This window comes from Rathayibacter rubneri (assembly GCF_023743255.1).
Classification (GTDB): Bacteria; Actinomycetota; Actinomycetes; order Actinomycetales; family Microbacteriaceae; genus Rathayibacter; species Rathayibacter rubneri.
Window position 1 is genome coordinate 1 of the sequence record NZ_JAMRYM010000091.1, and the last position, 13,293, is coordinate 13,293.

Genomic DNA, 13,293 nt, shown 5'->3' on the forward strand with positions numbered 1-13,293 from the left:
GATCCGAGGCGGACCGCTCGCTCACCCGACCCCTCATGCGACCACAGTCCTGCCGATCGCGTCGGCACTTGCGGAGCGCCCCGAGTCGTGCCAGGGCGCCGGCGCCGTGCGAAGGTCCCGCCGGAGGGTGTTCCGACGATCCGAGGAGGACGGACCCGGCGCCCCGAGGCACCCTGGGTGCATGACCTCGCGGATGATCGACCCCTCCGTCCCCCCGAGCGGCCCGGGCTGCGTCGAGTGCGAGCGGACCGGCTCGTGGTGGCTGCACCTGCGCCGGTGCGCGCGGTGCGGTCACATCGGCTGCTGCGACGACTCGCTGAACCGGCACGCGACCGCCCACTGGCGTGCGACCGGCCACACGGTCATCCAGAGCTTCGAGCCCGGCGAGGACTGGTTCTGGGACTTCGGTGCCGACGACGGGACGACGGGTCCGCGCCTCGCCGATCCGCAGAGCCGCCCGGCGGGGCAGACCACTCCGGGTCCGGCCGACCGCGTGCCCCGCGACTGGCGGGAGCTCCTCGCCGAGCGCGGCTGAGCCAGGCGCGCCGCGGGCTCACGCCTGCTCGAAGCCGTCCAGAGCCTCCGCCTCGGCGATCCGCAGGCGCATCTGCCGGTAGCGGTGGAACTGGTAGACGCCGTGCAGCACGGCCAGCAGGAGGGTCGCGGTGATCCCGGCCGCGATCGCGCGCGGCTCGTCTCCGCCTCCCACGGCCAGGGCCAGCGCCACGCCCGCACCGGCGACGATCGAGTTCACGACGCCGATCGCCGACGACATGGTGAAGAAGATGCCGCGCCAGCTGCGCCTCCGGCCGATCTCGAGCAGCTCGTTCGGGGCGTGCTGGCCGCGCGGCATCGTGAAGTAGCCGCCGGCCCCCGGCAGCAGGGTGCCGTAGTAGCGGCGGATGCGCTGGATCGCCGTGAGCGCGGCGATGTCCTCCATCGAGGTCTGCACGAGCCGCTCGTAGGTGAAGACGCCGAGCAGGACGACGACCGGGATGATCACCGCCAGGAACCCGAGCGCGTACGGGGTGGGCGCGAGGAAGCCGAACGCGACGAGCGAGCTCGACAGCATCGTCAGGTAGAGGGACGCCCTGCTGCTCGACTCGGTCACGGTGATGCCCCTGGCCGACTCCAGGACGAAGTGCTCGGTGACCGGCGCGGTGAGGAACGCGGCGGGCCGGTCGGGCAGCGACGCGGCCGACAGGGCCGCCTCGGGCAGCGGGTCCGACGGCGGCGGCTCCTCGTCGTCGACGCGATCGCCCGAATCGCGGTTCACGACGTCTCCTGCAGGTGGCGGTGGGCGAAGGTCACGGCCATGGCGCCCTCGCCGACCGCGGAGGCGACGCGCTTGACGGAGCTGCGGCGCACGTCCCCCGCCGCGAACGACCCGGGGACGCTGGTCTCGAGGTAGAACGGGGCCCGCTCGAGCGGCCAGTCGGCCGCCGCGTGCTCTCCCGCGAGGTCGGGGCCCGTGACGAGGTACCCGGAGGCGTCGCGGACGATCCCGGTCCCCTCGGTCCAGGAGGTGTCGGGGGCGCCGCCGATGCAGACGAACAAATGCGACGTCGCGAGGGCTCCGCGCGCGCCGCTCGCGGTGCTCTCGACGTCGATCGACTCGAGCGCCGCGTCGCCGTGCAGAGCGCTCACCCGCGAGTCGAGCGCGACCGTCACGTTCGGCTGCCGGACGACGCGGTCGGCGAGGTACGACGAGAGGCTGTCGGCCAGATCGGGCCCCCGCACGAGCATGGTGACGTGCCGCGCGTGGGCGGCGAGGTTCATCACCGCCTGGCCCGCCGAGTTCCCGCCTCCGACGACGACCACGTCCGCCCCCTCGCACAGCGGCGCCTCGCTGGTCCCGGCTCCGTAGTAGACGCCGACGCCGAGGAGCTCGTCCTCGCGCTCGAGGCCGAGCCGGCGCCACTCGATGCCGGTGGCGCAGATGTTCGAGCGGGCGACGACGGTCGTCCCGTCGGCGAGCCGGGCGTGGATCCGGTCGTCGGCGAAGCGCGCCCGGATCCCCTCGCGCATCATCAGCAGCTCGGCGCCGAAGTCCACGGCCTGCTGCCGGGCGCGCTCGGCGAGGTCCGCGCCGGCGATGCCGTGGGGGAAGCCGAGGTAGTTCTCGATCAGGCTGCTGTACCCGGCCTGCCCGCCGATCGCGGACCGCTCGAGGACCACCACCCGCAGTCCCTCGGAGGCGGCGTAGACGGCGGCCGAGAGGCCGGACGGCCCCGCTCCGTAGATCGAGAGGTCGTACTCGGCGCGCCTCGGCGCACTGATCCAGCCGAGCCGGGCGGCCACTTCGGCGATGCCCGGGTCCCACGCCCGTGACCCGTCCGGGAAGACGACGAGCGGGAGGGACGCCTCGGCGAGCGTCCGGCCGGCGACGGCCAGGCACTGCTCGTCGGTGTCCAGCGGCGACCAGGCGAACGAGACGACGCTGCGCGAGAGGAAGTCGCGGATCTCCCACGCGTCCCGGCTCTCGCGCCGCCCGTAGAGGCGGACCTGCGGGAGCCCGGGGTCGGGCGTCGGCCGGCCGGGAGCGGACGCGGTCACGAGGCCCGCCGCCGTTCGTGGCCGCCGCGGAACCGCATCAGCTTCAGGCACAGGTGCAGCGCGCTGCGCGCGAGGCCGTCGTCGAGCGCGGCCCGGACGGTCGGCGGCAGGTTGTCCAGCCGGTAGTAGAGCGTGGTGCGGTGGATGTGCAGGATCGCGCACGCCTCCCGCACGCTGCCGCGGACGTCGAGGTAGGTCTCGACGGTCTGCCGCTGCACGTCGTCGCCGTTGTCGAGCAGCGTCGCCGCCGCGGGCGACAGCATCGCGAGCTGGGAGCTGTCGGCCGCGACGGAGGACAGCAGCACCCAGGCGCCGAGGTCGGCGATGTCGCCGCGGTCGCGGCCGTCGGGCAGCGAGCTGACGATGCTCGCCGCGAGCGCGGCGTGGTCGGCGGTCGGGCGGAGGTCGTCGTCCTGGCGCCGGTGGCGTGCCGAGCCGATCGCGAGGACCCGCGCGCCGTGGCGGTGCGCCGCGGCGCGGACCACCGCGTCCGTCTCGTCCGCCGGGTCCGATGCCGGCTCCTCCGTGCTGACGAAGAGCAGCATCCCGCGCTCGTCGCCCAGGAGCACGAGGCCGGTGGAGGGGGAGGCGTCGAGGTGGCGGGCGAGCGAGGCCCTGCGCAGTGCTCCGCCCGCACCGTCCAGCAGCACGGCGCGGACGACGGTGCGCTCGTCGCGTCGCAGCCAGTGGCGCTCGACAGCCTCGGCGAACGCCTCCCGGCGCCTCGCCGCGTCGGGAGCCAGCAGACCCGGGAGCAGCTCGGTGCGCCGAGAGCTCCCCGGGGCAGGGGCCGACGGGCTCAGGAGGCGGCGGACCGTGTCGACGGCCGCGCCGATGAGGGAGTAGTGCTCGGGAGTGAGCGGCGGCAGCCGGTCGTCGCCGACGCGGAGGACCGCGAGCCGACCGCGCGGGTCGCTGACCGGGAAGACGCTGCGGCGGGCGTCCGGCACGACGTGGCCGCCGGGCTCCTCCGGGACGCGCGACGGCGAGCGCCGACCGATCGGGCGTCCGGCGCTCGTGGCGAGGACGCGGGCGCCGGCGTCCTCGATCGCGATCGGCCGGCCGAGCGCTCCGGCGAGCTCGTCGACCACGTCCTGCAGGGTCATCGGCCGAGGTCCGGAGGAGGGGTCATGCGGCGATCCTCGTGGACGGTCCCCTCCGCTAGCGTGACCCTCGCAGGGCCCCCTTCGCTCCGCGCCTGCGTCGACCGCGCCGGGGTCGAGAGTGCGCCGGAGCCGACCGCTCAGGCGTCGAGCGTCCAGCCCGGTCGGATCCAGTGGCACGTGTAGCCGCCGGGGTGCTTGCGCAGGTAGTCCTGATGCTCCTCCTCGGCGTCCCAGAACTCGCCCGCCGGCTCGACCTCGGTGACGACCGGGCCGGGCCAGCGTCCCGACGCGTCGATCTCGGCGATGGTCTCGCGGGCGAGGCGCTCCTGCTCGGGAGAGAGGACGAGGACGACGGAGCGGTACGCGGCGCCGATGTCGTTGCCCTGGCGGTTCCTCGTCGTGGGGTCGTGCACCTGGAAGAAGAACTCGAGCAGGTCGCGGTACGGGAGCTGCTCGGGATCGAACTCGATCTCGACCGCCTCCGCGTGGTCGCCGTGGCGGCGGTAGGTCGCGTTCGGCGTGGTCCCGCCGGCGTAGCCGGCCCGGGTGGCGAACACGCCGGGCATGTCGCGGAGGAGCTCCTGGAGCCCCCAGAAGCATCCGCCGGCGAGGATCGCGCGCTCCTCGGCCATCAGGCGCCGACCCTCGAGTCGTGCGCGGAAGCCTCGCGGGTCCGGGAGGTCGCTGGGAGCAGTGGATCGGTCATGGGAGCAGTCCATCACGGACGAGGAGGCGCCGGTGCGCGTCGGAGGACACTCCGAGCAGCTTCTTCCCTGGCCCTCCGACAGCCACGCTCGGGCGAGGGCCGCTCGTTACCGTGAGGGGCGTGGACGACGGACCGGATGTGCCGCGGGAACAGGGCCGGCCCCTGCCGGCCCCGCGGACGGAGCAGTCCGCGGTGCTGCTCGATCGGCACCTCCGGGTGCTGTCCGCGACCCCTCTCGCACAGGCACTCTCCCCCCACTTCCGCGAGGGGGCCGACCTCGCCCGCTCCACCTTCCTCGACGTGCTCGACCTGCAGGACCTGCCCTGCTGGCGGGATGCGGCGGAGCAGGTGACGGCGCTGCTGAGCGCCTCGCTCGATCGGCACCACGGCGATCGGGAGTTCCGGAGCATCGTGGGGGACCTCTCCGTCAGCAGCCCCGCCTTCGCCGCGGCGTGGGCGCGCGATGCTCCGGTGCGGGGGAGCGGATCCGTCCGCTTCCTCGGCACCGCCGTGGGCACCGTCCCGCTGGACTACCGCCTGGCGCGTCCCCCTCACGACGACGAGCGCACGCTGCTCCTGTTCGAGCCCGCCGACGCCGCGGCCCGGCGCGCGCTCGAGCGTCTCGCCGTCACCGTCCGGGAACCGCCGCGTTCGGCGTGACGTGGGCCTGGGATCGCTGAGCAGCGGGCCGGAGCGACGCGAAGTGGTCGACCGCCGCGGCGGCGGGGGACCCGGCTCGGGCGAGGTACGTCACGACGAAGCGGCCCGGCGCCACCGCCGATTCGAACGTCTGCATGTCGAAATCGAGCCAGCCGAACGGAGCGACGTCGATCCGGAGCGCCCTCTGCGTGATCGGCCGGACCTCGTACTCCGCCCAGACCGACCGGAAGAGCCGGTACCGGACGGAGCATTCGCCGACGATCTCGCGCAGGCGCGCGTCGTCGGGATCGCTGTAGAACCGCAGGGCCGCGATCAGCTCGCGGAAGATGCTGTCCCACACCTGCAGCTGGTCGGCCGGGATGCCGTCCTCGCGAGCGCTCGCGTACCCCTCCGCGACCGAGAGGAGCAGGTTCGCCCCCGGCACTCCCTTCTCCGGGGCGATGCACCGCAGGAGGTCGTTCGTCGCCAGGACGTCGAGGTTGCGGTCGAACGCGAACGCCGGAGTCATCGGCCAGTGCTCCAGCAGCGACTCCATCGCCGGCGGAGGGCTCGAGGAGGCGCCCAGCGGAGGCAGCGGCCGGGCGACCCGGAACAGATAGGCGCGCTCGAACCCGTCGAGGTCGAGCGCTTGGGCGAGAGCGCTGAGCACCTGGTCGGAGGGCGTGATGTCGTGACCCTGCTCGACGCGGAGGTAGTAGTCGCGGCTGATCCTGGCGCGATCGGCGACCTCCTCCCGGCGCAGACCCGGGACCCTCCGCCGGGTCCCGGCGGTCGCGAGCCCGATCCGCTCCGGTCGCAGCGCCGCCCGCCTGGCGCGGAGGAAGTCGGCGAGGGGGGTGCGACTGCTCATCATCTGACTCCGTCGGAGGATCCGCCGGAACGAGCGGCGGTCGGCTGGGGGCGACCCGATCCGCCTGCTCCGTGATCGCGCTCTCGGCTCGAGCATCGACCGGCGGGAGGACGGCCCCGGGCCGGCTCCAGTATGGCTTCCTCCGCCCCGATCGTGAGAGCGCTCCCGCTGCGCGAGCGCCGTCTCGCTCACGGCGAGGGACGTCCTCCGGACCTGCCGCCCCGGGCCTCACTCCGCCGCGGTCGCCCCGCCGGCCCGACTCGGGGACGAGGTCGTACCGGAGAAGTAGTGCCGTTCGTGAGGCTCGCCCTCCGCCAGAGCCAGCGCCGCCGCGCGGATCTCGCGGTCGCGGCCGGTGAGGCGCTGGGTCTCCTGCCGCCGGAACTCGCCCCAGGACGGCACGACGAACGTCTCGAGCTGCAGGCCGGCCTCCTCGCCGCTGCGGTAGAGGGCCCACCTCGAGGCGCCGGTGCGTCGACGAGAGCTCTCGACGCGCCGCATCGCGGTGCGGAATGCGGCGAGGGAGTCGGTGTCGACCCGGTAGGAGACGGTCACCAGCACAGGCCCGTCCGCGGGCTCCGGCTCGAACACCAGGGTGGGTGTGGGCCACGACATCGAGATGCTGCGATCGACGCTCCCCGTCCCCGGCAGGAGGGGGAGCATCCGCACGCTGGCCGCCACCACGAGCAGCAGTCCGGCCGACGCCGCGTAGGCGGTGGGGGTGCCGAGCGCCTGCGCCGCCAGACCCCAGCCGATCGAGCCGACGGCCATCGCTCCCATGAAGACGAAGAGGTAGATCGAGGCGCCGCGCGACCGCACCCACGGGGGCAGCGTGAGCTGCAGAGCCGCGTTCAGCACGGTGAGGGTCCCGATCCAGGCCAGTCCCGCGAGCACGAGCAGGATCAGCGTCGGCGCGAACGGGAGGAACGCCGCGGCGAGGGTCCCGGCCGCGAAGAGCACGGCGCTCGTCGTGATGACGACGTTGTCCGAGAACCGGCGTCGAGCGAGCGGCAGGGCGAAGACGCCGAGCACGGCGCCCGCGCCGAGAGCGCCGAGCAGGAGACCGTACCCGCTCGAGTCGAGGTCGAGGCGCTTCGCGGTGAGGGGCAGGAGCGCCCAGAGGGCGCTGGCCGGCAGGGCGAAGAGCGCGGACCGGACGAGGATCCGGCGGACGAGGTGCGCCGAGGCGACGTACCGGATCCCCGCCGTCAGCGCGGCGCCGAACCGCTCGCGATCGTCGAGGCCGGTCTGGGCGGGCCGCTTCCACCAGAGGAGGGCGATCACGGCGAGGACGAAGCTCAGCGCGTTGATGCCGAAGACGACGGGGGCCCCGAACGCCGACAGGACGACTCCCGCGAGCGCGGGACCGACCGCTCGTGCGCCGTTCACCGTCACCCCGCCCAGAGCGGACGACGCGGCGATCAGGTCGCGGGGCACGAGCTCCGGCTGGACCGCCTGCCACGCGGGCGAGGTCAGGGTGGAGGTGATGCCGAGCAGGAAGGTGAAGGCCAGGATCGTCCACGGCGTCAGGGCTCCGACGGCCGCCACGACGGTCAGAGCGGCCGCCAGCAGCGCGCTGGCCGAGGATCCCCAGATCAGCAGCCGTCGCCGGTCGAGCGAGTCGGCCAGCACGCCCGCCGGCAGGGCGACCAGGAGCGAGGGCGCCAGGCTCGCCGTCTGCACGAGGGCGATGACCACCGCGCCCGCGGCGGCCTCGACCAGGTACCACTGGGCTCCGACGGTCTGCATCCACGTGCCGATGTTGCTGCCCAGCTGGGCGAGCCACAGCACCCGGAACGCGGTGATCGCCAGGGGGGCCCAGGCAGACGGCTGCACCGGTGCAGGGGAGGCGGGTGACGTCATGCTCGGACCCTACGAAGCCCCGCCCGTCCGCGCACCGCCGAGCCCCGAGGACTCGACAGATGACGGAAGCGGGCTCCTCCGCCGTCCAGCCTCGTCAGCACGACGAGTGCAGGTGCCCCCGGAGTGTCCGGGGGCACCTGCGCATCACGGGTGTCCGTGCCGTGCCGCTCCCGCTACTCCCGGATGAACGCCAGGAGGTCGGGGTTGATGACGTCGGCGTGGGTCGTCAGCATGCCGTGCGGGTAGCCCTCGTAGATCTTCAGCGTCGAGTTCTGCAGCAGCTCGTGCTGCTTCAGTGCGGCGTCCTCGTAGGGCACGACCTGGTCGTCGTCGCCCTGCAGGACGAGGACCGGGACGGTGATGGCCTTCAGGTCCTCGGTCTGGTCGGTCTCGGAGAACGCGGCGATGCCCTCGTAGTGGGCGAGCGCGCTGCCCGTCATGCCCTGACGCCACCAGTTGGCGATCACCGGCTCCGAGACGGTCGCGCCGGGCCGGTTGAAGCCGTAGAACGGTCCGGAGGCGACGGCCTGGAAGAACTCGGCCCGGTTGGCCGCGAGCGCCTCCCGGAAGCCGTCGAAGACGGAGAGCGGCGTCCCCTCGGGGTTCGCCTCGGTCTGCACCATCAGCGGAGGCACCGCCGACACGAGGACGGCCTTCGCCACGCGTCCCTGCGGCTCGCCGTACTTCGCGACGTAGCGGGCGAGCTGGCCGCCGCCGGTCGAGTGGCCGATGTGGACCGCGTTGTGCAGGTCGAGGTGCTCGACGACGGCGTTCACGTCGCTCGCGTAGTGGTCCATGTCGTGACCGGTGCCCACCTGGGTCGACCGCCCGTGTCCGCGGCGGTCGCTCGCGATGACGCGGTAGCCGTGCGCGTGGAAGAACAGCATCTGCGCGTCCCAGTCGTCCGAGGACAGCGGCCAGCCGTGGTGGAACACGATCGGCTGCGCGTCCGCGGGCCCCCAGTCCTTGTAGTAGATCTCCACGCCATCGTCCGTGGTCGTGAACGGCATGATTCAACCTCCGTGGTCAGGTCGACGCCGAGCCCGGCCCGGGTCGAGTGCAGGGTGATCCCTCTCCCAGGGATGGGAGCGGTTCCACGCTAACGGCGGGTTTCGGCGGGGCCGGCGGTGCGGATCGATGTTCCTACTTTTGTCCAGACCCTCCTCGAGGCGGAGCGCTCCCGGCCGCCCACCGGGTTCAGCGCGTCCGCAGCGCCTCCAGCAGCGCGGCCGGCGTCTCGGGATCGCGCAGGCTGATCGCGAACTCGCGCTCGCGGGTGGTCCGCACCACGAGCCCGGGTCCCGCGTTCAGGATGAGCGCCGAGCGGCCCGGCATCATCCGGTAGCCCCAGCCGCCCCACTCCGACGGCCGCAGCTCGGCCGTGCCGACCGACGCGATCGACTCGAGCGGGATGCGCCGCAGCGGGATCCCGAGCACCCGCGACACCACGCGCAACCCGCGACGGTCGGCCGTGACGCGCAACCGCGTGAAGCCGAGGACCACGATCGCGCTCGCCCCGAGGACCACGGCCATCGCGATCGCGGGGCCCGTCGAGCCCTCGGCCAGGAGCGTCGACACCGCGACGGCCGCGGCGAGAGCCAGGACGGCTCCGACGACCGCGAAGACCCGGCCCGTCACCGTGTGCGACCAGGCGCCCGACTCGGAGTCGCCCAGCGCCATCCGCTCGACGCGGGTGCTCGACTCCGAGCGGCTGCGGGGAGCGAGGGCGCCCGGCACCACCGCGTAGGCGAGGCCGCCGAGCAGCACGATCAGCCAGCCGCCCAGCTGCGCCCCCTCGGCCGCTCCCGCAGCGAGCGTCGTGCCGACGGACGTCGCCCAGGCGGAGGCGCCGAGGCCCGCGACCAGCCCGAGGCACGAGAGCAGCATCCGCGAGCCGCGCCCGAGCAGCGCCGCGACGATCCCCGCCACCGCGGGGGCGCCGGAGAGGACGAGGGCCAGGGCCAGCAGCGCGCGCGTCGGAGCCGTCTCGTCGGCGGCGCCGGTCGAGGACCAGTGCGAGGCGAGCACGGGCGGCACATCGAGCGCGACACGCGAGACGAGCACGGCGATCGCGGGCAGCAGGAGGGAGGCGGCGGCCAGGAGGGAGCGGGAGCGGTAGGTCACGGGGTGGTCCTCTCGATCAGGCGGATGAGGTCGGCGGAGCTGATCCCGCTGCGGCGGGCCTCGGCGACGAGCTGGTCGACGAGGGCGGTGACGCGCACGAGGCCGGGGCCGGCGGACTCGGCGACCCAGGCGCCCCGGCCCCGGCGCATCTGGATCAGGCCGTCGTCGCGGAGCGCCGCGTAGGCGCGGAGCACGGTGTGCATGTTGATGTCGAGCGACTGGGCCAGCTCCCGAGCCGGAGGCAGGCGGTCGCCCGCCGAGAGGGCGCCCTCGGCGACGGCCGTGCGCACCTGCGCCTCCAGCTGGTCGGCCAGGGAGCGCGAGGACGAGTGGTCGACGCGGAACAACATGTTCGCAATGTTAGTAGAACAACTGCTCTCGACGCCAGGGTCGCGGGGTACCGTGGAGGGACTCGACCCCGGGGGAGGGGATCCCGATGCCCGCTTCATCGACCGACCGCGCGCTGCCCGCGAGCGCACCGACCGCCACCGCGCGTGCGGCGACGCTCCGCCTGGCGGGGATCCTCGTCGCCGCGGCGGGTCTGCTGCAGATCGCCGCCCGGTTCGTGCCGCTGGATCTCGCGGTCACCGGCGTCGGGCGCCTCGGCGCGCTGATCGCGGCCGCCCTCCTCGCCGCGGCCGCCTCCGCCCTGGCGCGGGGCTCGGACGCGAAGGGCGGCATCGCAGGGCGGACGGGCGCGGCGGCGTTCCTCGTCGTCGCTGTGCTGATCGTCCTCCGGCCCCTCGTGGCGTGGTTCTCACCGAGCGGAGCCGAGCCGTCGCGGGGGATGGCGGTCGCCTCCGCGCTCGTGCTCGTGATGGGCGCGGTCGCGGTCGTCGCGGCGGTCGTCGGGCTCATCGCCCTGCACCGCGCGCGCACGGCCCGGACCCCGGTCACCGTCGTCGGACTCGTCGCGGTCGTCGCGGCGGCCGCCCAGGACTACGTGCCCTCGCTCGGGCTGCTCGTCGACTCGACGCCGAGTCAGGAGCTCCTCATCGCTCTCTGGACGATCGGGTCGTTCGCCGAGGCGCTCTCGCTCGTCGCCCTCGGCGCCGTGATGCTGCTCGCCTCCCGCTCGATCGGCCGCGGGAGCCGGTAGGACAGGTCGTCAGTGCGACAGCGCGTCAGTTCGTCAGCGCATCAGTGCGACAGCGCCAGCGATACCGCCAGGACGACCATCACCACCGCCACTCCCGCGTCGAGCACCCGCCAGGCCGTGCGGCTGCGGAACAGCGGGCGCAGCGCCCGCGCCCCGAAGCCGAGCGCCGTGAACCACAGCACGCTCCCCGCCGCCGCTCCGGCGCCGAACCACCAGCGCTCGTCGCCGTGCGTGTTCGCCACCGACCCCAGCAGCACCACCGTGTCGAGATAGACGTGCGGATTGAGCAGCGTCAGCGCGAGGCACGTCGCGACCGCGGTGCGCAGCGACGTGGAGGCGCCGGCCGGGTCGCCCTCGAGCGTGCCGGGGCGCAGAGCCCGCTTCGCGGCGAGGAGCGCGTAGCCCAGGAGGAACGCGATGCCGCCCCAGCGGATCACGACGAGCAGCCACGGCGCCGACTCGAGCACCGCGCCGATCCCCGCGATGCCCAGCACGATCAGCGCCGCGTCGCAGAGGGCGCAGATGGCCACGACCGCGAGCACGTGCTCGCGGCGCAGGCCCTGCCGGAGGACGAAGGCGTTCTGCGCGCCGATGGCGATGATGAGCGAGAGGCCGAATCCGAGACCGGAGGCGGCTGCGAGGAGGGGGGACACGCTCCGACGGTAGGGCGCGGCGCTCCTGTAGACCAGCTCATGCTCCTTCAGTACCGTAAGCGCAACTGATGGAGGGCACCGTGCTGACCGACGACCTCGACCTCTCCCGCCTCCGCGCGCTGGCCGCCGCCGTGCGGCACGGCTCCTTCGACGCCGCCGCGCGGGCCCTGCACGTCACTCCGTCCGCTCTCAGTCAGCGGATCAAGGCGCTCGAGACCGCGGCCGGGCGGGTGCTGCTCGTGCGCTCGCGCCCCGTCGTCGCCACCGAAGCGGGGGCCGGCCTGCTCCGTCTGGCCCGGCAGATCGAGCTGCTCGCCGAGGACGCCGTCCGCGCCCTCGGCGGCGAGGAGGCGGACGGCGCGGGCCCCGTCTCCCTCGCGCTCGCCGTCAACGCCGACTCCCTCGCGACCTGGGTGCTGCCGGCGCTCGCCGGCGTGCCGGGCGTCGTCTTCGAGCTGCACCGCGAGGACCAGGAGCACACGACCGCGTTCCTCCGCGACGGCACGGTGATCGCGGCGGTCACGGCCGAGTCGGAGGCGGTGCTCGGCTGCTCCGTCGCTCCGCTGGGCGTGATGCGGTACCGCGCGATGGCGGCGCCCGCCTTCGCCGACCGCTGGTTCGCCGACGGCGACCTCGACGCTCTCGCAGAGGCCCCGGTCGTCGTCTTCGACGAGAAGGACCGGCTGCAGGAGCGGTTCCTGGCCGCGCACGCGCCGCACGCCGCTCCGCCGCAGCACCGGGTGCCCGGGTCGACCGACTTCGAGGCGGCGGTCCGCCTCGGGCTGGGCTGGGGCATGCTGCCGGAGCTGCAGGCCCCGGTCGGTGATCCGGGCCTCGTCGCCCTCGGCGGGGATCCGGTCGACATCCCCCTCTACTGGCAGCAGTGGTCGCTGCGCACGCCGAGCCTGGACGCGGTGTCGGCCGCGATCGCCGACGCCGCCCGCGCGAGTCTGCGCTGACCGGATCCGGCCCTCTGCACCGCGGCCGTCAGACCGCGAACACGTCGCGCAGCGTCACCGTCTCGAGCGAGCGCTCGCGCAGGAGGTCGACCAGCTGCGCGTACACCCGCGTCACCGGGTCGAAGTTCGCGTGCCCGATCACGATGCGCTGCGGCCGGAACCACTCGTCGGCGAAGCCGAGCAGCTGATCGGTCGTGATGAGGCCGGAGTCCGACAGCGAGCCGTACCAGAGCGTCGTCGCCGTGTAGCCGATGCCCGCCGCGGCGGCCCGGCTCGCGCTGTCGGTGTAGCCGAACGGCGGACGGTAGAAGGGAGCGGCCTCGACGCCGTAGGTGGAGCGGATGAACTCGCCGTTGCGGCCGAGCTCCTCCTGCACGCCGTCGGCGCTGAGACCCGTGAGGTCGACGTGCGACCAGGTGTGGTTCGCGAGCTGCACCTGACCCGAGGCGACGAGCGGTGTGAGGGCGGGCGCGCAGACGGTCCAGGAGTCGTACTGCCCGTTCAGGAAGAACGTGAGCCGGGTGCCGGTGTCCTCCGCGAACTGCGCGTAGGCGGCGACGACCTCGGTGTCGGCGCCGTCGTCGACCGTCCAGGCCATCAGGCTCCCGTCGCCGGGCAGCTCCGTGATGATCCCGTCGGGCAGCGGTACGCGGGCGCGCACGGGAGCGGCGGCCGCGTACCGCTGCCCGACGGGATCATCACGGAGCTGCCCGGCGA

At 74.0% G+C, this 13,293-nt stretch carries 15 protein-coding genes; 4 read left to right on the top strand and 11 right to left on the bottom strand.

Annotation, left to right across the window (positions count from 1 at the left end; genetic code table 11):
- Positions 1-181: 181 nt before the first annotated feature.
- A complete protein-coding gene (locus NB037_RS15835) occupies positions 182-535 on the top strand; it encodes a UBP-type zinc finger domain-containing protein (protein WP_251947409.1) in 354 nt (117 codons plus the stop codon).
- 18 nt (positions 536-553) lie between these two features.
- Here NB037_RS15835 and NB037_RS15840 read toward each other — a convergent pair whose 3' ends face one another.
- The 4 genes from NB037_RS15840 to msrA form a co-directional block, all read right to left on the bottom strand.
- On the bottom strand, positions 554-1,276 hold the full coding sequence (locus NB037_RS15840) for a hypothetical protein (protein WP_251947411.1): 723 nt from the start codon (positions 1,274-1,276) through the stop codon (positions 554-556).
- Positions 1,273-2,556 (bottom strand): NAD(P)/FAD-dependent oxidoreductase, encoded by a 1,284-nt coding sequence (locus tag NB037_RS15845; RefSeq protein ID WP_251947413.1) that lies wholly within the window; start codon positions 2,554-2,556, stop codon positions 1,273-1,275. The genes NB037_RS15840 and NB037_RS15845 overlap by 4 nt, the downstream gene beginning before the upstream one ends.
- On the bottom strand, positions 2,553-3,662 hold the full coding sequence (locus NB037_RS15850; protein ID WP_251947415.1) for a PucR family transcriptional regulator: 1,110 nt from the start codon (positions 3,660-3,662) through the stop codon (positions 2,553-2,555). Before NB037_RS15850 ends, NB037_RS15845 begins: the two co-directional genes overlap by 4 nt.
- A 137-nt stretch (positions 3,663-3,799) precedes the next feature.
- Positions 3,800-4,294 carry a peptide-methionine (S)-S-oxide reductase MsrA gene (msrA, locus tag NB037_RS15855; protein WP_251947417.1) on the bottom strand — a complete coding sequence of 165 codons (495 nt, stop codon included), beginning with the start codon at positions 4,292-4,294 and terminating at the stop codon, positions 3,800-3,802.
- A 194-nt stretch (positions 4,295-4,488) separates the two neighbouring features.
- On the opposite strand from msrA, the gene NB037_RS15860 reads away from it, so the two are divergent.
- Positions 4,489-5,028, top strand: a complete 540-nt coding sequence (locus NB037_RS15860) for an MmyB family transcriptional regulator (protein WP_251947419.1) — start codon at positions 4,489-4,491, stop codon at positions 5,026-5,028.
- On the opposite strand, the gene NB037_RS15865 is transcribed toward NB037_RS15860, so the two are convergent.
- From NB037_RS15865 to NB037_RS15885, 5 genes are all read right to left on the bottom strand, one after another.
- Positions 4,997-5,878: a helix-turn-helix transcriptional regulator gene (locus tag NB037_RS15865; RefSeq protein WP_251947422.1), complete on the bottom strand. Its 882-nt coding sequence runs from the start codon at positions 5,876-5,878 to the stop codon at positions 4,997-4,999. The two genes, NB037_RS15860 and NB037_RS15865, sit on opposite strands and share 32 nt — an antisense overlap.
- A gap of 228 nt (positions 5,879-6,106) precedes the next feature.
- On the bottom strand, positions 6,107-7,741 hold the full coding sequence (locus NB037_RS15870; protein WP_251947427.1) for an MFS transporter: 1,635 nt from the start codon (positions 7,739-7,741) through the stop codon (positions 6,107-6,109).
- A gap of 173 nt (positions 7,742-7,914) precedes the next feature.
- Positions 7,915-8,751 carry an alpha/beta fold hydrolase gene (locus tag NB037_RS15875; RefSeq protein ID WP_251947431.1) on the bottom strand — a complete coding sequence of 279 codons (837 nt, stop codon included), beginning with the start codon at positions 8,749-8,751 and terminating at the stop codon, positions 7,915-7,917.
- A 187-nt stretch (positions 8,752-8,938) separates the two neighbouring features.
- Positions 8,939-9,865, bottom strand: a complete 927-nt coding sequence (locus NB037_RS15880) for a hypothetical protein (RefSeq protein ID WP_251947433.1) — start codon at positions 9,863-9,865, stop codon at positions 8,939-8,941.
- Complete coding sequence (locus NB037_RS15885; RefSeq protein ID WP_251947435.1) at positions 9,862-10,215, bottom strand: GntR family transcriptional regulator; 354 nt, start codon at positions 10,213-10,215, stop codon at positions 9,862-9,864. Before NB037_RS15885 ends, NB037_RS15880 begins: the two co-directional genes overlap by 4 nt.
- Positions 10,216-10,301: 86 nt before the next feature.
- Here NB037_RS15885 and NB037_RS15890 point away from each other — a divergent pair, with 86 nt between their 5' ends.
- The gene (locus NB037_RS15890) at positions 10,302-10,964 is read left to right on the top strand and encodes a hypothetical protein (protein ID WP_251947438.1); all 663 of its coding nucleotides are present in this window, start codon (positions 10,302-10,304) and stop codon (positions 10,962-10,964) included.
- A gap of 41 nt (positions 10,965-11,005) precedes the next feature.
- On the opposite strand, the gene NB037_RS15895 is transcribed toward NB037_RS15890, so the two are convergent.
- Complete coding sequence (locus tag NB037_RS15895) at positions 11,006-11,617, bottom strand: LysE/ArgO family amino acid transporter (RefSeq protein WP_251947440.1); 612 nt, start codon at positions 11,615-11,617, stop codon at positions 11,006-11,008.
- Positions 11,618-11,685: 68 nt separating this feature from the next.
- Here NB037_RS15895 and NB037_RS15900 point away from each other — a divergent pair, with 68 nt between their 5' ends.
- Positions 11,686-12,576, top strand: a complete 891-nt coding sequence (locus NB037_RS15900) for a LysR family transcriptional regulator ArgP (protein WP_251947443.1) — start codon at positions 11,686-11,688, stop codon at positions 12,574-12,576.
- Between the two features lie 28 nt (positions 12,577-12,604).
- On the opposite strand, the gene NB037_RS15905 is transcribed toward NB037_RS15900, so the two are convergent.
- Positions 12,605-13,293: polysaccharide deacetylase family protein (locus tag NB037_RS15905; protein WP_251947445.1), on the bottom strand; the 689-nt coding region annotated here is incomplete at its 5' end.

Coding starts and splice junctions, on each gene's coding strand:
- msrA (WP_251947417.1), bottom strand. CDS start 4,294: ATGGCCGAGGAGCGCGCGATCCTCGCCGGCGGATGCTTCTGGGGGCTC.
- NB037_RS15900 (WP_251947443.1), top strand. CDS start 11,686: ATGGAGGGCACCGTGCTGACCGACGACCTCGACCTCTCCCGCCTCCGC.
- NB037_RS15835 (WP_251947409.1), top strand. CDS start 182: ATGACCTCGCGGATGATCGACCCCTCCGTCCCCCCGAGCGGCCCGGGC.
- NB037_RS15850 (WP_251947415.1), bottom strand. CDS start 3,662: ATGACCCTGCAGGACGTGGTCGACGAGCTCGCCGGAGCGCTCGGCCGG.
- NB037_RS15870 (WP_251947427.1), bottom strand. CDS start 7,741: ATGACGTCACCCGCCTCCCCTGCACCGGTGCAGCCGTCTGCCTGGGCC.
- NB037_RS15885 (WP_251947435.1), bottom strand. CDS start 10,215: ATGTTGTTCCGCGTCGACCACTCGTCCTCGCGCTCCCTGGCCGACCAG.
- NB037_RS15890 (WP_251947438.1), top strand. CDS start 10,302: ATGCCCGCTTCATCGACCGACCGCGCGCTGCCCGCGAGCGCACCGACC.
- NB037_RS15865 (WP_251947422.1), bottom strand. CDS start 5,878: ATGAGCAGTCGCACCCCCCTCGCCGACTTCCTCCGCGCCAGGCGGGCG.
- NB037_RS15875 (WP_251947431.1), bottom strand. CDS start 8,751: ATGCCGTTCACGACCACGGACGATGGCGTGGAGATCTACTACAAGGAC.